The 17050-nt window shown below is 66.0% G+C and carries 16 protein-coding genes; 14 read left to right on the top strand and 2 right to left on the bottom strand.

Annotated features, from left to right (window positions below; translation table 11 throughout):
• Nucleotides 1-90: 90 nt before the first annotated feature.
• Nucleotides 91-777 (bottom strand): TetR/AcrR family transcriptional regulator, encoded by a 687-nt coding sequence (locus tag ACIP9X_RS10345; RefSeq protein WP_400479646.1) that lies wholly within the window; start codon nucleotides 775-777, stop codon nucleotides 91-93.
• A 149-nt stretch (nucleotides 778-926) separates the two neighbouring features.
• Between ACIP9X_RS10345 and ACIP9X_RS10340 the strand changes: the two genes are divergently transcribed.
• From ACIP9X_RS10340 to ACIP9X_RS10310, 7 genes are read left to right on the top strand one after another with little or no spacing between them, the layout of a single operon-like run.
• On the top strand, nucleotides 927-2534 hold the full coding sequence (locus tag ACIP9X_RS10340; RefSeq protein WP_400479645.1) for a carboxyl transferase domain-containing protein: 1608 nt from the start codon (nucleotides 927-929) through the stop codon (nucleotides 2532-2534).
• 8 nt (nucleotides 2535-2542) lie between these two features.
• Nucleotides 2543-4768: an acetyl/propionyl/methylcrotonyl-CoA carboxylase subunit alpha gene (locus tag ACIP9X_RS10335; RefSeq protein ID WP_400479644.1), complete on the top strand. Its 2226-nt coding sequence runs from the start codon at nucleotides 2543-2545 to the stop codon at nucleotides 4766-4768.
• Between the two features lie 60 nt (nucleotides 4769-4828).
• Nucleotides 4829-6004, top strand: a complete 1176-nt coding sequence (locus ACIP9X_RS10330; protein WP_400479643.1) for an acyl-CoA dehydrogenase family protein — start codon at nucleotides 4829-4831, stop codon at nucleotides 6002-6004.
• A gap of 44 nt (nucleotides 6005-6048) precedes the next feature.
• Nucleotides 6049-6831, top strand: a complete 783-nt coding sequence (locus ACIP9X_RS10325) for a CoA transferase subunit A (protein ID WP_400479878.1) — start codon at nucleotides 6049-6051, stop codon at nucleotides 6829-6831.
• A 2-nt stretch (nucleotides 6832-6833) separates the two neighbouring features.
• The gene (locus ACIP9X_RS10320; protein WP_400479642.1) at nucleotides 6834-7580 is read left to right on the top strand and encodes a CoA transferase subunit B; all 747 of its coding nucleotides are present in this window, start codon (nucleotides 6834-6836) and stop codon (nucleotides 7578-7580) included.
• A 41-nt stretch (nucleotides 7581-7621) separates the two neighbouring features.
• Nucleotides 7622-8188: a MaoC family dehydratase gene (locus tag ACIP9X_RS10315; protein WP_400479877.1), complete on the top strand. Its 567-nt coding sequence runs from the start codon at nucleotides 7622-7624 to the stop codon at nucleotides 8186-8188.
• Nucleotides 8189-8236: 48 nt separating this feature from the next.
• A complete protein-coding gene (locus ACIP9X_RS10310) occupies nucleotides 8237-9076 on the top strand; it encodes an HpcH/HpaI aldolase/citrate lyase family protein (RefSeq protein WP_400479641.1) in 840 nt (279 codons plus the stop codon).
• Between the two features lie 35 nt (nucleotides 9077-9111).
• On the opposite strand, the gene ACIP9X_RS10305 is transcribed toward ACIP9X_RS10310, so the two are convergent.
• Complete coding sequence (locus ACIP9X_RS10305) at nucleotides 9112-10587, bottom strand: lipase maturation factor family protein (protein ID WP_400479640.1); 1476 nt, start codon at nucleotides 10585-10587, stop codon at nucleotides 9112-9114.
• Between the two features lie 132 nt (nucleotides 10588-10719).
• Here ACIP9X_RS10305 and dxr point away from each other — a divergent pair, with 132 nt between their 5' ends.
• From dxr to ACIP9X_RS10270, 7 genes are all read left to right on the top strand, one after another.
• Entirely contained in the window at nucleotides 10720-11946 is a 1227-nt protein-coding gene (dxr, locus tag ACIP9X_RS10300; RefSeq protein WP_400479639.1) for a 1-deoxy-D-xylulose-5-phosphate reductoisomerase, read from the top strand.
• Between the two features lie 18 nt (nucleotides 11947-11964).
• Entirely contained in the window at nucleotides 11965-13296 is a 1332-nt protein-coding gene (locus tag ACIP9X_RS10295) for a M50 family metallopeptidase (protein ID WP_400479638.1), read from the top strand.
• Between the two features lie 81 nt (nucleotides 13297-13377).
• Nucleotides 13378-14073, top strand: a complete 696-nt coding sequence (locus ACIP9X_RS10290) for a MarR family transcriptional regulator (protein ID WP_400479637.1) — start codon at nucleotides 13378-13380, stop codon at nucleotides 14071-14073.
• Nucleotides 14070-14615, top strand: coding sequence for a hypothetical protein (locus ACIP9X_RS10285; RefSeq protein WP_400479636.1), 546 nt, complete (start codon nucleotides 14070-14072; stop codon nucleotides 14613-14615). The genes ACIP9X_RS10290 and ACIP9X_RS10285 overlap by 4 nt, the downstream gene beginning before the upstream one ends.
• 25 nt (nucleotides 14616-14640) lie before the next feature.
• Complete coding sequence (locus tag ACIP9X_RS10280; protein WP_400479635.1) at nucleotides 14641-14931, top strand: YciI family protein; 291 nt, start codon at nucleotides 14641-14643, stop codon at nucleotides 14929-14931.
• Between the two features lie 36 nt (nucleotides 14932-14967).
• Complete coding sequence (gene ispG, locus ACIP9X_RS10275; protein WP_400479634.1) at nucleotides 14968-16134, top strand: flavodoxin-dependent (E)-4-hydroxy-3-methylbut-2-enyl-diphosphate synthase; 1167 nt, start codon at nucleotides 14968-14970, stop codon at nucleotides 16132-16134.
• Nucleotides 16097-16984: a GNAT family N-acetyltransferase gene (locus tag ACIP9X_RS10270; protein ID WP_400479876.1), complete on the top strand. Its 888-nt coding sequence runs from the start codon at nucleotides 16097-16099 to the stop codon at nucleotides 16982-16984. The genes ispG and ACIP9X_RS10270 overlap by 38 nt, the downstream gene beginning before the upstream one ends.
• The last annotated feature ends 66 nt before the right edge of the window (nucleotides 16985-17050 follow it).

Raw genomic sequence — 17050 nt, 5'->3', positions numbered from 1 at the left:
GTACAAGCGGCCCAGGCCCGTATGACCGGCGCTAACCAGCAACGGTCAAGCGGGCCAGGGCCGTCCTTGCCGGATGGGGAGAGCCAGGGCTTAGGCCGACGGCCCACCCGGGGCGGTCAGGGCTGCCAGCGCCATGTTCTCCAGCAGCGGCCGGGCCGATCTGACAGCCATCCGGCGGCCATGGTTCCGGACGGAGTGGGGCGTGGAGTTGATCAGCCCGAAGGTCGCATGGGCGCGCATCCGCAGGTCGGCCGTGTCCGTTTCGCTGTGAATGCCTGCCAGCACGTCTACCCACAGCTCCACGTAGCTGCGCTGTAAGGCCCGCACCTGCGCCTGGTCTTCCTCGGAGAGGTTGGTGAAATCCCGGTCCTGGACCCGGATCACATCCGGATTGCTCAGGGCGAAGTCCACATGGAACTGGACCAGCCGGCCCAGGGCTGAAGTCGGGTCTGCTGCGTCCGCCACCACGTGCCGCCCGCCGTCCAGCAGGTCTTGGCTGACGGTCAGGAGGAGTGCACCCAGCACGGCCTGCTTGCCTGGGAAATGGCGGTAGACGGCGGGTCCGCTGACGCCGGCAGCGGCGCCCAGATCCTCCAGCGACACCCGGTTGAACCCGTTGACGGCAAAGAGCGACGCTGCGGCGGACAGCAGCGCCTGCCGGCGGGTCTCCTTGGCACGGCTGCGCTGCGTTGCCCGGCTTGGCGGGACACCCTCGGCCAGGGTCGGAGCTGCTGACGGTTCGCTCCCGGCGAGCATGTCCTGTTCTGCGATCGGCACTTTTCCTCCTCGAACCTGCAAACTCTAGCAAGCCGCGCGTGTGTTGGACATCACAGTTAATAGAGACTAACCTAAATCTCAGTTACGCGGCACTAACCGAAATGTGGTCAGCCCGCATCGAAAGGGCTGGCCAGGAACGGAAGCGGTCAATGGAGACACTTGCCAGCCGGCTGGACACCACCAGCGAGGCCTTTGAAGCCAACAGCCTTGCGCAGCAGGCGCTCGCGGCTGAACTCCGCAAACGGCTCGCCGAAGCTGCGCTGGGCGGTCCCGAAAAGTCCCGCGAGCGCCATGTGGCCCGCGGAAAGCTTCTGCCGCGGGAGCGCATTGACCAGCTGCTTGATGAAGGCAGCCCCTTCCTGGAGATCGCCCCGCTGGCAGCGAACGGCATGTACAACGACGATTCACCGGGCGCCGGACTGATCGCAGGTATTGGGCTGGTCCATGGGCGGCATGTTCTGGTGATTTCCCATGACGCCACCGTCAAGGGCGGCACCTACTATCCCATGACAGTTAAGAAGCACCTCCGTGCCCAGGAGATCGCTCTGGAAAACCGGCTGCCCTGCATCTACCTGGTCGACTCCGGCGGCGCCTTCCTGCCAAAGCAGGATGAGGTCTTCCCGGACAAGGAACACTTCGGGCGGATCTTTTACAACCAGGCCAGGATGTCCGCCGCAAAGATTCCCCAGATCGCGTCCGTCATGGGCTCGTGCACTGCGGGCGGTGCCTATGTTCCCGCGATGAGTGATGAAACGGTGATCGTTCGGAACCAGGGCACTATCTTCCTGGGCGGTCCTCCCCTCGTGAAGGCCGCCATCGGTGAGATCGTTACTGCCGAGGAACTCGGAGGCGGCGAGGTCCATTCGCGTATTTCCGGTGTCACCGACCATCTGGCGGAAAACGATGAACACGCCCTGCAGATCGTCCGGGACATCGTGGCCACCTTGCCCCGGCCCGCAGCGCCCCCTTGGCAGGTGGATGCCGCCGTCGAACCGGTGGTTGACACGGCCGGGCTCTACGGTGCGGTCCCCACGGACGTCAACGCCCAGTATGACGTGCGTGAGGTGATCGCCCGGCTGGTCGACGGCAGCAGGTTCCACGAGTTCAAGAAGAACTACGGCACCACGCTGGTGACCGGGTTCGCTAAGCTGCACGGACACCCGGTGGGCATCGTGGCCAACAACGGTGTGCTGTTCAGCGAGTCCGCACTCAAGGGAGCGCACTTCATCGAACTCTGCGACCAGCGCGGCATCCCGCTGGTCTTCCTGCAGAACCTCTCCGGGTTCATGGTGGGCAAGGACTACGAGCAGGGCGGGATCGCCAAGAACGGCGCCAAGATGGTCACCGCCGTGGCCACGGCCCGGGTGCCCAAGCTGACCGTGGTGATCGGCGGGTCCTTCGGCGCGGGCAACTACTCCATGTGCGGCCGCGCCTATTCCCCGCGGTTCCTGTGGATGTGGCCCGCCAGCCGCATCTCCGTGATGGGCGGAAACCAGGCAGCAAGCGTTCTCGCCACCGTGAAGCGTGACCAGTACGAGGCAGCCGGCCAGGAGTGGTCCGCCGAGGATGAGGAAGCCTTCAAGGCCCCCATCCGGCAGCAGTACGAGGACCAGGGCAGCCCGTACTACTCCACCGCGCGCCTCTGGGACGACGGTGTGATTGACCCCGCGGACACACGCACCGTTCTCGGACTCGCCCTCGACGTCGTATCCCGCACGCCCCTGCCGGAGACCTCCTTCGGCCTCTTCCGGATGTGAGCCAGAAAATGACCGACCAAGCAATTACGACGCCGGCCCCGGCCTTTGCCCGTCCCGCCGCTGACCACGCCATTTTCTCCACGGTCCTGGTCGCGAACCGCGGCGAGATCGCATGCCGCGTGATCCGCACGCTGCGCGCGATGGGCATCCGGTCCGTCGCCGTCTACAGTGACGCCGATGTGGGCGCCCGCCATGTGAAGGAGGCGGACACTGCCGTCCGGATCGGTCCCGCCGCGGCGGGCGAGAGCTACCTCAGGATCGAGGCCATCATCCGGGCCTGCCGGGAGAGCGGCGCTCAGGCGGTACATCCCGGCTACGGGTTTCTGAGTGAGAACGTCGCATTCGCCCGGGCCCTGGCCGCGGCCGGAATCGCCTTCATTGGTCCGGGCGCCGAAGCCCTCGAAGTCATGGGCGACAAGATCCGCTCTAAGAACCACGTGGCCGGCTACGGCGTTCCCGTTGTCCCCGGCGTCGCCGAACCCGGGCTGACGGACCGCGAACTGATCGACGCCGCGGCCGGCGTCGGCTTTCCGCTGCTCATCAAGCCGTCTGCCGGCGGCGGCGGCAAGGGCATGCACATCGTGGAGCGGCCGTCGGACCTCCCCGCCGCCCTGGTCACCGCCCGGCGCGTGGCGGCCGCTGCGTTCGGGGACGACACCCTCTTCTTGGAACGCCTCGTCGCGGCGCCGCGGCACATCGAGGTGCAGGTCCTGGCGGACTCCTACGGCAATGTCATCCACCTTGGCGAGCGCGAATGCTCCCTGCAGCGCAGGCACCAGAAGGTAATCGAGGAAGCACCGTCACCGCTGCTGGAATCCCTGGACGACGGCGGCGCGAGGCGCGCCCGCATCGGTGAAGCCGCCTGCCAGGCGGCCCGCAGCGTGCAGTACACCGGGGCCGGAACGGTCGAATTCCTCGTCTCGGACAACGACCCGGACGAGTTCTTCTTCATGGAGATGAACACCCGCCTCCAGGTGGAGCACCCGGTCACCGAAATGGTCACCGGAGTGGACCTCGTCGAATGGCAGGTGCGCATCGCCGCCGGTGAGGTGCTCACCGTGGCGCAGGACGACGTCGTGCTTAACGGCCACGCGGTGGAGGCGCGCGTGTACGCGGAAGTGCCGGAGCGGAACTTCCTGCCGTCCACCGGCGAAGTAGTGCTGCTCGATGAACGCGGCAGCATCTTTACCGCCCCGGCGGAAGCCGACGTCGCCAGGCCTGCCGCTGATCCGCATCTGCGGATCGACTCGGCACTGCTGCCGGGGCTGGAAATCTCCAGCGACTACGACCCTTTGCTATCCAAGGTCATTGCCTGGGGCCAGGACCGCCAGTCGGCGCTCGACCGGCTGGACGCGGCGCTCGCGGGATACACGGTTCTCGGAGTGGGCACGAACGTTGAATACCTCAGGCTCTTGATCAACGACGCCGATGTCCGCGCCGGGCACCTGGACACCACGCTCATCGACCGGAAAATGCCGGACCTGGCCTTCCACGCGCCGGGCGACCTTGAAGTCATCGCAGCCGCCATGAAGTTCTGGGCCGCGGCCCAAGGCCCTCGCGGGGTTGCCTCCCCCTGGAACACCGTCCGGGGCTGGCGGCTGGGCAGCCCGGCGCCCTGGCGCGTAAGTTTCGGCCTGCCCGGCGGTGCCCTTGCCACAGCTGCCATCACGTGGTTCGGGAACGCCTCTGGCCACGCCCTGGCCCGCGTCAATGGGGGACCGCAGTACACGGTCGTCGTCCTCGGCCTGACAAGTAAATCCATTCAGCTCCACGTGGACGGCCAGGAGCACGTCTTCGCCCTCGGGTCCCCGGGGGAGGACGGCCGTCGGGATGACGGCCGCGAAGATGACGGGAAGGGGAAAGGCCGTCCGCAGCATGTCTACGTGGGCAGGGGCGGCTGGTCCTGCAGGCTCGACGTGCTCACCCGGGAAGCTCGCCTGGAGCGGGTGCTCGCCGCCATCGAGCGCGAAGAGGGTGCGGCGGACCCCGAGGTGCGCTCGCCGATGCCCGGCACCGTCGTCTCTGTGGCCGTAGCCAACGGCGACGCCGTGGAGTCCGGGCAGGTGCTGCTCTCCGTGGAGGCGATGAAGATGGAGCACCAGCTGGTCGCCGAAGTGGCCGGCACAGTGCACATCAGCGTCGGCCCAGGGGACTTGGTCAAAGCCGACCAGGTGCTGGCCACCATCCATGCGGCATCAAACGCCGACGCGCCAGACCACAGATCCGACCGTTGAACGTAAACCAACGAACCTGAACCATCGAACCTAAACCATTGAACGTAAGGGAGCCTGAGCATGGCCGATTTTGAGCTCGGCGAGGAATACCAGGACCTCAGCAACACTGTCCGGGAGTTCGCCGATGAGGTCGTGGCGTCCGTCGCGGCTAAGCACGACGAGGAACACAGCTTCCCGTACGAAGTCATCTCGCAAATGGCGGATATGGGGCTCTTCGGACTGCCGTTCCCGGAGGAATACGGCGGCATGGGCGGAGACTATTTCGCACTGGCCCTTGCCCTGGAACAGCTGGGCCGCGTGGACCAGTCAGTCGCCATCACCCTGGAGGCCGGCGTTTCCCTGGGAGCCATGCCCGTCCACCGGTTCGGCACCGAGGCGCAGAAAGAGGAGTGGCTGCCGCTGCTCGCCTCGGGAAAGGCGCTCGCAGGCTTCGGGCTCACAGAACCTGAGGCAGGTTCGGACGCCGGCGGCACCAAGACCACGGCGCGGCTGGAAGTCGGCGCAGACGGAAATAGCTGGGTGATCAACGGCAACAAGGAATTCATCACCAACTCGGGCACGGACATCAGCCGGCTGGTCACGGTGACCGCCGTGACGGGCCAGCACGAACGCAAGGACGGCAGCGTCAAGAAGGAGATCTCCACGATCCTGGTGCCGACCGACACGCCCGGCTTCAAGGCTGAGAAGGCCTACAACAAGGTCGGCTGGAATGCCTCGGACACCCATCCCCTGACCCTGAAGGATGTCCGCGTCCCCGAAGCCAACCTGCTGGGACAGCAGGGACGGGGCTACGCCAACTTCCTGTCCATCCTCGACGAAGGCCGCATCGCCATCGCGGCGCTTGCCACGGGTGCCGCCCAGGGCTGCGTGGATCTGTCGGTGCGGTACGCCAAGGAGCGCAGCGCGTTCGGAAACAATATCGGCAAGTACCAGGCGATCTCCTTCAAGATCGCGCGCATGCAGGCGAGGGCCCATACTGCCCGCCTGGCCTACTACGACGCGGCCGCCAGGATGCTCGCGGGAAAGCCGTTCAAGACCCAGGCGGCCATAGCTAAGATGGTCGCAGGCGAGGCGGCCATGGATAACGCGCGGGATGCCACCCAGGTATTCGGCGGCTATGGCTTCATCAACGAGTTCACCGTGGCACGCCATTACCGTGACTCCAAGATCCTTGAAGTCGGCGAAGGCACCACGGAGGTCCAGCTGATGCTCATCGCCCGGGAGCTCGGGCTCTAGACGGTCCGAGGGGACGAGGTCGGGAACACCTGAAAGGATCAATGATGATTGACAAGGTTGTTGCGAGCGCTGCGGAGGCCGTTGCGGATATTCCCGACGGCGCTTCACTCGCCGTGGGGGGATTCGGCCTGTGCGGTATCCCGGTGGCGCTGATCAATGCCCTGCATGAGCACGGCACCACGGACCTCGAAACGGTGAGCAACAACTGCGGCGTGGACGACTGGGGCCTGGGTATCCTGCTCCGTGACGGCCGCATCCGGCGGACCATCAGCTCGTACGTGGGGGAGAACAAGGAGTTCGCCCGGCAGTACCTTGCCGGTGAGCTCGAGGTGGTGCTGACCCCTCAGGGAACCCTCGCCGAGAAATTGCGGGCCGGCGGGGCAGGAATTCCTGCGTTTTACACCAAGGCCGGTGTCGGCACCCAGGTGTCCGAGGGCGGCCTGCCCCAGAAGTACGACGCCCACGGCGGCATCGCGGTCGCGTCGGCGCCCAAGGAAGTCCGGAGTTTCAACGGCGTGGACTATGTCCTTGAAGAGTCCCTGACGCCGGACTTCGGCCTGGTCCACGCGTGGAAGGGCGACCGCCACGGGAACCTCGTCTTCCACGCCACCGCCATGAACTTCAACCCGCTGTGCGCCATGGCGGGGAAGATCACCATCGCAGAGGTTGAAGAGCTGGTGGAACCGGGGGAGCTGGACCCCGAGCACGTCCACCTGCCGGGAATCTTCGTCCAGCGGGTTGTCGTGGTTCCGCAGGGCGAGAAGCGCATCGAAAAGAGGACGGTGGCCCTCACTGCGGCCGGCGCCCGTGAGCAGGCAGGAGCATAGGAATGGATCCGAACAGCCCCCAGGCTCCCCGCCCCGAAGGTGTCCGCCACGAATACCGGCGCGCCGCTTCGTCGCACCCCGACGGCAGGGGATGGTCACGAAACGAACTCGCTGCGCGGGTGGCGCAGGAGCTCAGCAACGGCCAGTACGTCAACCTGGGCATCGGCATGCCCACGCTGATTCCCAACTACATTCCCGCCGGCGTTGAGGTGGTGCTCCATTCCGAGAACGGCATCCTTGGAGTCGGCCCCTACCCGGGCGAGGACGAGGTGGACCCGGACCTGATCAATGCAGGAAAGGAAACCGTCACCGTCAACAAGGGCGCCGCATTTTTCGACTCGTCGCTGTCGTTCGGCATGATCCGCGGAGGCCACGTAGACGTCGCCGTGCTCGGTGCCATGGAGGTGGCAACCAACGGCGACCTGGCCAACTGGATGATTCCCGGCAAGATGGTCAAGGGCATGGGCGGCGCCATGGACCTGGTCTTCGGGGCCAAGAAGGTCATCGTGATGATGGAACACGTGGATCGGAACGGCAGGCCCAAGATCGTCGAACAGTGCACGCTGCCGCTGACCGGCAAGGCCTGCGTGGACCGCATCATCACCGACCTTGCCGTGATCGACGTCGTGACCGACGGCGCAGTCCCGCGCCTGGTGCTGCGCGAGCTGGCCCCCAACGTCTCCGTCGAGGAAGTCGCCGCGGCCACCGGTGCGGAGCTGTTCGAGGAAGACCAGGAACTCACCGTATGACGGAAGAGCCTGTGCCTGACCAGCCTGCGCCTGAACACCGGATGCCTGATCAGCGTGTGCCTGAACACCCTGTCACCGAACAACGGGTTATCGAGCAGCGCGGGCTGTACTTCGAGGAACTGGAGGAGGGCGTGGTCTACGCGCACCGCCCAGGCCGTACAGTCACCGAGGCCGACAATGTCCTCTTCACCACCATGACCATGAACACGCAGGGGCTGCACCTGGACGCGGCGTGGAGCGCGGGGCAGCCGTTCGGGCAGCGGCTGGTGAACTCGATGTTTACGCTGGCAACCGTCGTCGGGCAGTCCGTGACCCAGCTGACGCAGGGCACCATCATCGCGCAGCTGGGACTGACGGACGTGTCTTTTCCCGGCCCTTTGTTCCACGGGGACACGCTGTACACGGAGACGGTTATCACCGGAAAGCGGCTCTCCGGATCCCGCCCCGGCCAGGGGATTGTCACCATGCAGCACACCGGCCGCAACCAGGACGGCACCGTGGTGGCGCTGGCGACCCGCAGCTGCCTCATGTGGACGAGGGAGGCGCATGCCCGGATCCAGCGAGGCACTGAAGCGCGAACGGACACTGAAGCGCGAACGGACACTTAAGCCCCGGACAATGAAGCGCGGACGGAAGAATAATCGGAGAATGACTGTATGACTTTCGTAATGGGTCCCGCCCTGCTCTTCTGCCCCGCCGACCGCCCGGAGCGCTTCCAAAAGGCTGCCGACCGTGCAGACGCGGTCATCCTCGACCTCGAGGACGCGGTTGCTGCTCCTGATAAGCAGCGGGCCCGCGGAGCCATCCTGGCCCAGCTCGCGGGCTCGCTAGAAGTGCCCGAGCTGGACCCGAGCCGGACCATCATCCGGATCAACCCCGCCGGCACGGAGGACTTCGAGAAGGACCTGCACTGCCTGGCGCATACGCCGTACCGGACGGTGATGCTCGCCAAGACTGAAAATGCAGCGCAGCTTCGGGCACTGGAAGGATTCCACGTCATTGCCTTGTGCGAAACGGCCGCCGGAATCGTGAACGCCCCTGCCATCGCCGCCGCCCCCAACGTGGTGGCGCTGATGTGGGGTGCCGAGGACCTCCTCGCGTCCCTTGGCGGCACCTCAAGCAGGAAGGACGACGGCGGCTACCGCGCCGTTGCCCTGCAGGCGCGGTCATCCGTGCTCCTGGCGGCGGGCGCCTTCGGCAAGGAAGCCGTGGACGCGGTGTACGTCAACATCCCTGACCTTGAAGGACTCGGAGTTGAGGCCCGGGACGCAGTGGCCTCAGGATTCAGCTCGAAGGCGTGCATCCACCCCACCCAAGTGCCCGTGGTGCGCGGCGCGTACGCCCCGTCCGAAGCGGACGTGGCTGCAGCACGACAGCTGCTGGAAGCGGCCCATGCCTCCGGCAGCGGGGTGTTCCAGTACGACGGAAAAATGATCGACGGGCCCATCCTGAAGCACGCGGAATCCACCATCCGCCGGGCGGGCATCAGAGCGTAGCTTTCAACTGGCGCCCGCTTTCTACTGCCGCCTTTCTACTGCCGCCGCCCGGGAACCCGCCGCAGCGAGAGCGGCGGAATGGCCTCATACAGCGGAGTGCGGATCCAGCGTTGGCCGGTCTTACGGAACTCGTCGCGGGTGGAGAAGCGGTAGAGGTAGGTGCGGGCGCGCACCCAACGGGGGCGCTCGCCGTCGAACGGGTCATGCCGCAGCAGGCGCAGCACTGCTCGATCCGCCTCCAGGAGTTTGGAAAGGAACACGTAAAACCACTCTTCATGGACCGTGCGCAGCGGCAGGAACCACATGAGCCAGTCGAGCCGCAGGTGGTACGGCGCGTACTGGCGGGGCATTCTGCGCACGTCCCAGGGCTTGCCCTTGAAGCCGTACTCCCGCCAGTCCGCGGACTCGTCGGGGTCCTCGTCCATGGTGCCCTCAACAGCGACCTCGATCCGCTGCTTCGTGACTGTGCCGAACGCTCCGTAGGTGTTGACCAGCTGCCAGCGGTTGAAGCTGGCGTTCATGAGCTGGTAGTGCGAGAACAGGTTGCGGATTGGCCAGTAGCTGAGGACCACCAGGAGCACAGTCGCGGCCAGGGTAATCACGAGCCACCAGAGCGGCGTTTCACGCCCGGCGCCGGCGGCATGCCAGTCGAGCGGAATGACGGGCAGCACTGCATGGGCCACCGGATCGCTGACGGCGGCGAAGGCCAGCACAATGGCGATCCAGTTCAGCCAGGCGAAGTTGCCGCTGGCCACGAGCCACAGCTGCGTGAAAATGATGATGCCTGCTGCGATGCTCGCGATCGGCTGCGGGGCGAAGAGGAAGAACGGCACCACGAGCTGGGCGAAGTGGTTGCCCAGCACCTCCAGCTTGTGGAACGGCTTGGGCAGGAGGTGTGCCTGTCGGCTCAGCGGTCCCGGCATGGGCTGCGTCTCATGGTGGTAGTACAGCGCCGTGAGGTCCCGCCATTCCCGTCCGCCGCGGATCTTGATCATGCCCGCGCCGAACTCCAGGCGGAACACCAGCCAGGCGATAAGGATCAGAATGGTGCGGGGCGGGTCCGTCTGGTCGGAGCCGAGGAACGCCACGGTGAAGCCCGCTTCGAGCAGCAGCATCTCCCAGCCGAAGCCGTAGAACGTCTGCCCCACGTTGACGATGGACATGTACAGCAGCCACAGGGCCAGGAACGCAATAAGCGGCACCCATGGCGGCCCGAGCTGGGGGAGGCCCAGAACGAGCGTCCCGGCGATGACCATACCGGTCACACAGACCGCCCGCAGCAGACGGTCCGAATAGCGCCAACGGAACAGCGTAGGCCGCCGGAACCTGCTGAATGCCTCCAGAAAGTCCGGAACGGGAAGGAGTCCGCGCTCCCCGAGCAACGCCGGAAACTGGTTCAGTGAGGAGAGGAACGCAACGAAAAAGAGCCCGGCGACGCCGCGCTGCAATACCTGCCGGGCGAATTCGTAGTCCGGCGCGTCAAACCAGTCAAACCACGCGGCCCAGTCCACGATTCCACGTTACTCACGGCGCCATGAGCGTCAAGATGGTTGCCCGATTGCCAAAAACGGCCGCAGCACAAGCTCCCGGAGCGGCCGTTTCCGGCAAACGGCGGGACGCCCAGGGTGCGGGATACTTAAGGCATGCAGACTTCGGGCGCCGGCCGTTCCACCAGCCAACCAGCGGGCAATCCGCGCAGAATTGTCCTCCTCGGATCGACCGGTTCCATCGGCACCCAGGCGATTGACGTCGTCGACGGCGCCCCGCACCTTTTCGAGGTAGTGGCACTCAGCGCCGGCGGCGGGAACCTTGAACTCCTTGCGCAGCAGGCTGTCCAAACGAAGGCGCTCGCGGTGGGCATCGCCACCGGCGATCCGGGCCGGCTCCGTGAACTGATTGACGACGCCGCCCGCGCAGCCGGGCTCTCGTCGTACCGGCCCGAGATCGTCGCAGGTCCGGATGCCTCCACCACGATCGCTGCGGTTGAAGCAGACGTGGTGCTCAACGGCATCACCGGCTCCATCGGCCTGGCGCCTACCCTGGCTGCCCTGGGCACCGGAGCCACCCTGGCGCTGGCGAACAAGGAATCCCTGATTGTGGGCGGGTCGCTCGTCAAGGCCGCGGCCAGGGAGGGCCAGATCGTGCCGGTCGACTCGGAACATTCCGCCATCGCCCAGTGCCTGCGCTCCGGGTCCGCCGCCGAGGTGGACCGGCTCATCCTCACGGCGTCCGGGGGACCGTTCCGCGGCCGCACCCGGGAGCGGCTCGCCGATGTCACCCCCGAGGAAGCCCTGGCGCACCCCACGTGGGACATGGGCCTGATGGTCACCACCAACTCCGCCACGCTGGTCAACAAGGGCCTGGAGGTGATCGAGGCGCACCTGCTGTTCGACATCCCGCTGGACCGCATCGACGTCGTGGTTCATCCCCAGTCCGTGGTCCACTCCATGGTGCAGTTCGTGGACGGGTCGATCATTGCCCAGGCCTCCCCGCCGGACATGCGCCTGCCGATCGCCCTGGGGCTGGGCTGGCCGGACCGGGTTCCGAACGCGGCCACGGCCTGCGACTGGAGCCGCGCCGTGAGCTGGAACTTCGAGCCGCTGGACGCAGCCGCGTTTCCCGCCGTCGAGCTCGCCAAGGAAGCCGCGGAGCGGGGGAGTACGTTCCCTGCCGTCTTCAACGCGGCAAACGAGGAAGCCGTCCTGGCGTTCCACGAGGGCCGCATCCGGTTCACCGACATTGTGGATACCATCGAAGTGGTTCTCAGCGAACACCCGGGCTCCTCCCAGCTGACGGTCGAGTCCGTGCTGGAGGCTGAAAAGTGGGCACGGGCACGCACCCACGAACGTTTAGCAGTGAGCAGTCTCTAGGAAGCAGCAGATCCAGGCATGAGTCCCGTCATTCTCTTTATCCTCGGCGTCGTCTTCGTGGCGATCGGCATCGCCGTGTCAATTGCCCTGCACGAAGTGGGGCACCTGCTTCCGGCCAAGCTCTTCAAAGTCCGCGTCACGAAATACATGATCGGCTTCGGCCCCACCCTCTGGTCGAAGAAAAAGGGCGAGACGGAATACGGCTTCAAAGCCCTGCCGCTGGGCGGCTTCGTGTCGATGATCGGCATGTACCCGCCCAACAAGGACGACGGGTCAGTGCGGCCCTCCAGCACCGGCATGTTCCAGACCCTGGCCACCGAGGCACGCTCCATGGCCCATGAAGAGGTGGGGCCGGGCGACGAAAACCGCGTCTTCTACCGGCTTCCGGTCTGGAAAAAGATCGTGGTGATGCTGGGCGGACCGGCGATGAACCTGCTGATCGGCCTCGTGCTGACCGCTGTGCTGCTGATGGGCTTCGGCATCGCCACCCCGACGACGACCATTGCCGACGTTTCGAAATGCCAGGTGAAGGCAGGGGAGACGGTGGACCCGGACTCCGCGGACTGCAAGCTCACCCCCGCTGCCTCCGCCGGGCTCAAGCCCAATGACGTCATCACCTCCTTTGACGGCAAAACGGTGACGGACTGGGCTGAGCTCACAGGATGGATCCGTGCTTCAGCCGGACGGGAGGTCAGCATCACGGTCGAACGGGACGGTGCGCCCGTGACCACCACCGTCACCCCCGTCCTGTCGGCGCGGCCGGTAGTCGGGGAGGACGGACGGCAGGCAAGGGACGGCCAGGGCGACCCCATGTTCCAGGACGTCGGCTTCCTCGGCATCGGTGCGCAGACCGCCCTCGTTGCCCAGCCGGCGTCGTCAGTCCTGCCGATGGCGGGGGAGAACATCCGCCAGATCGCCGGCGTCATCCTGAATCTCCCGGCCCGCGTGGCCGGCGTGGCGCAGGCGGCGTTCAGCGAAGAGCCGCGGGATCCGAACGGCCCTATCAGCGTGGTGGGCGTGGGCCGGGTAGCCGGCGAAGTCGCCGCCATGGAGCAGGTGCCGGCACAATCCAGGCTCGCCGCCCTTGTTGGTCTGCTCGCCGGCTTGAATTTCGCCTTGGCAGTTTTCAACCTGGTGCCGCTCTTGCCCCTCGACGGCGGTCATGTGGCGGGGGCGCTGTATGAAGGCCTCCGTCGCCGTGTCGCCAAGCTCTTCGGCAAGCCCGATCCAGGCGCCTTCGATATCGCCAAGCTTCTCCCCGTGACGTATGTCGTGGCAGTGCTGCTGATGGGGATGGGCGCTTTGCTGATCTACGCCGACATTGTGAAACCGGTCAATCTCTTCGGCTAACTCCTAAACCGATGGTAGCTGATTTTGGATTATCAGCTGGATCTGATTGATATTGAAAAATCTGCCGTTTAAGGTTGAGACATGTACGTCTTGACCATTGACCAGCGCGGCAGCAGTACCGACGTCGACCGGGTGCCGGAGTTCCTCGCCGCATTGCACCGGATCTCCCGCGGCTTTGAACGTTCAGTGGGGGATGAGGTTCAAGGCGTCCTCAATGACCCGCGCGACGTCGTGGAAGTCAGCCTTCATGCGCTCCGCAGCGGCCTGTGGTACGTCGGCGTTGGCATCGGGCCGGTGAACGAGCCACAGCCCGCGAGCCCCCGGGAAGGATCGGGAGCAGCGTTCGTAGCGGCCAGGCAGGCAGTGGAGCGGGCCAAGGCCGCAGGCAGCCACGTTCCGCTGGCCGTTGTCTCCGGAGCCGCCGGCCGTGGTGCCCCTGCAACGGACGACTCCGAAGAGGGCGCCAGGGCGTGCGCCAACGCCGAAGCCGTCCTGCGGCTCGTGGGCCGGCTGGTCCAGGAACGCACCGAGGCCCAATGGCGGGTGGTGGACGCGCTCCGCGCCCGGAACGGACACGACCCCGGCCGGCACGGACAGCAGAAGCACGTCGCACGGGATCTGGGAATCAGCGAGCAGTCGGTGAGCCGGGCCGTCATCAGGTCGGGATGGCAGGAAGAATGGGCGGCGAGACCGGCAGTGGAAATGCTGCTGGCCACCGCCCACGGGCTGGTCCTGAAAGCCGCCGGCCCCGAAGCGCCCGACCGAGGAGAACGGTGAACGCACTCTGGATCGCAGTTGCCCTGCTGACGGCAGGATTCGTTGGCTGGCCGGTGACCGCCCTGGTGTTCAAGCTGGCCCGCACCATCGACGACAAGGCCGATGCCGACGCCGGCCTGGCCAGCAGTGGGGACGATCCCTCTGCGGATGTCACGGTAGACCGTGAAAGGGCTCCTGATTCAGGGACTGGTCCGGGTGTCGGGAAAGCAGGTGCCGGGAAAGCGGACGCCGGCGACGCGAAGGGCGGTAACACCGTCAACGGCGACATCACGGTGCCGCGGGAAACTGCCGCCGAGCCCACAACCCGGATCCTGCGGGGAGGGGCCATTATCGGCGTGCTGGAACGCCTCGCCGTGTGTCTGGCCATCCTTGCCGGGCAGCCCGTCGCCATCGCCTACGTCGTGGCCATTAAGGGCCTGGGACGGTTCGCCGAACTCAAGGAGACCCCCGTTGCTGCTGAACGGTTCATCATCGGTACCCTGTCCTCGATGCTGTGGGCGGCCGGAGTGGCAGCCTTTACGAAGGTGGTGCTCCTCGGCTAGGGCGGCCGCGGGATAGGGTGTCTGTATGACTGTTTTTGCTGTTGAGTACGTATACGACGCCGAATCCTCCGAGGCCCGCGCAGCCAGCCGCCCTTCGCACCGTGAGTGGACCGCAGGCCTGGCCCAGGACGGCGTTCTCCTCGCCAGCGGACCCTACGGGGACGGCGCCGGCGCGCTGCTGATCTTCAAGGCCGCCGACGAGAGCGCCCTGAACGACATCCTGAAGCAGGATCCCTTCGCCTCTGCAGGCGTCATCTCCGGCACCCGCACTACCGAATGGGTTCCCGTGACCGGCCTCCTCGCCGACCACGCCTAACCCCTTCCCCTCACCTTTTCGAATCAAGGAGTCCACGTGACCTCGGTCAGCCTGGGAATGCCATCCGCCCCGCCTCCCGTCCTTGCTCCGCGCCGCAAGACGCGCCAGATCAAAGTCGGTCCGGTCGGGGTCGGTTCCGACTCGCCCATCAGCGTGCAGTCGATGACCACCACTCCCACCACGGACATCAACGCCACCCTGCAGCAGATCGCCGAGCTGACGGCTTCCGGCTGCGACATCGTCCGGGTGGCGTGCCCTTCGGCGGATGACGCCGAAGCCCTTCCGATCATCGCCCGCAAGTCCCAGATCCCGGTCATCGCCGACATCCACTTCCAGCCGAAGTACGTCTTCGCGGCCATCGAGGCAGGCTGCGCCGCGGTGCGCGTCAACCCCGGCAACATCCGCAAGTTCGATGACCAGGTGAAGGAAATTGCCAAGGCGGCGAGAGACCACGGCACCTCCATCCGCATCGGCGTCAACGCCGGGTCGCTGGAGCCCGGCATCATGAAGAAGTACGGGAAGGCAACTCCGGAAGCGCTGGTTGAATCCGCTGTCTGGGAAGCCTCCCTGTTCGAGGAGCACGGCTTCCACGACTTCAAGATCTCGGTCAAGCACAACGACCCCGTCATCATGGTCGCGGCCTACGAGATGCTGGCGGAAAAGGGGGACTGGCCCCTGCACCTGGGTGTCACCGAGGCGGGCCCCGCCTTCCAGGGCACCATCAAGTCAGCCACGGCCTTCGGCGCGCTGCTGTCCAAAGGCATCGGCGACACCATCCGCGTGTCCCTCTCCGCCCCGCCGGTGGAGGAGATCAAGGTGGGCAACCAGATCCTTCAGTCGCTGAACCTGCGTCCGCGTAAGCTGGAAATCGTGTCCTGCCCGTCCTGCGGCCGTGCCCAGGTGGACGTCTACACCCTCGCCGAACAGGTCACGGCCGGACTGGAAGGCATGGAGATCCCGCTCCGAGTCGCGGTCATGGGCTGCGTGGTCAACGGACCCGGCGAAGCACGCGAAGCTGACCTCGGCGTAGCCTCCGGCAACGGCAAGGGCCAGATTTTTGTGAAGGGCGAAGTCATCAAGACTGTCCCCGAGAGCCAGATTGTTGAGACACTGATCGAAGAGGCCATGCGTATCGCAGAAGAGATGGGGGAGGCCGATGGCGAAGATGCTGTCAAGGGTAGCCCCGTGGTTAGCGTCTCATAAAGATGGAGCCGCCCCGGACGGCGTGTCCGTCCGGGCGCTGGGCGCCGCCGACACAGCCGCGCTGCGGGAGTTGGCCGGCGTCGATCCGGTGGCCAACGTCTTCATCCTTGCCCATCTGGAAACAACAGGAACCGCTGCCCCGACCCCCGGGGGAGCCAATGTTCTGGGGGTTTTCGACGACAATGTGCTGGTTGGCGCCTGCTGGGCAGGCGCCAACCTCGTGCCTGTCCAGCTGGCGCCGGCCCTGGCCGGGGCCGTGTCAGCCGCGGCCCATCGTTCCGGCCGCCGGTACGCGTCAATTTTTGGTCCGGCCCCAACCGTGCTGGCGCTACATGGCGAACTGGAGAAATTAGGGCACCAGGCCCATGAAGTGCGGCCGGCCCAGCCGCTCATGACTATTGACGGGCCGCCCGCCGTCGAGCCCAACTGGCAGCTGGGCCTCGGACAGGACTCGGATTTTGACACCATCCTGCCCGCCTGCGCGGCGATGTTCGAAGAGGAAGTGGGCTATTCCCCCTACCTCGGGGGCCGCGACTTCTACAGCAGGCGCGTGGCGGGACTGATCCGCCAGGGCCATTCCCTGGTTCATATCAAGGACGGCGAAGTGGTCTTCAAAGCCGAGCTCGGCGCTGTGACCCGGGACGTCACGCAGGTGCAGGGCGTGTGGATGAACCCCGGCTACCGGGGCCTCGGCCTGAGCGCCGGCTACATGGCGGCGGTGGTGCTGCTGGCCCAAAAAATGGCGCCCGTGACCAGTCTCTACGTCAACGACTACAACTCCCGCGCCCGCGCCACCTATGAGCGGGTCGGCTTCCGGCAGGTCGGAACTTTCGCGACGGTCCTTTTCTGACCGGCCCTGGGCTGCCGCCTCCGACGGACCGTGCGCAGGGGCCTGCGGAAGCTGCCTCGCCATGTT

The organism is Arthrobacter sp. NPDC093125 (genome assembly GCF_044754225.1).
Lineage (GTDB): Bacteria > Actinomycetota > Actinomycetes > Actinomycetales > Micrococcaceae > Arthrobacter.
The sequence above is the reverse complement of the archived record's forward strand: the minus strand, read 5'-3'. Positions and strand labels throughout refer to the sequence as shown.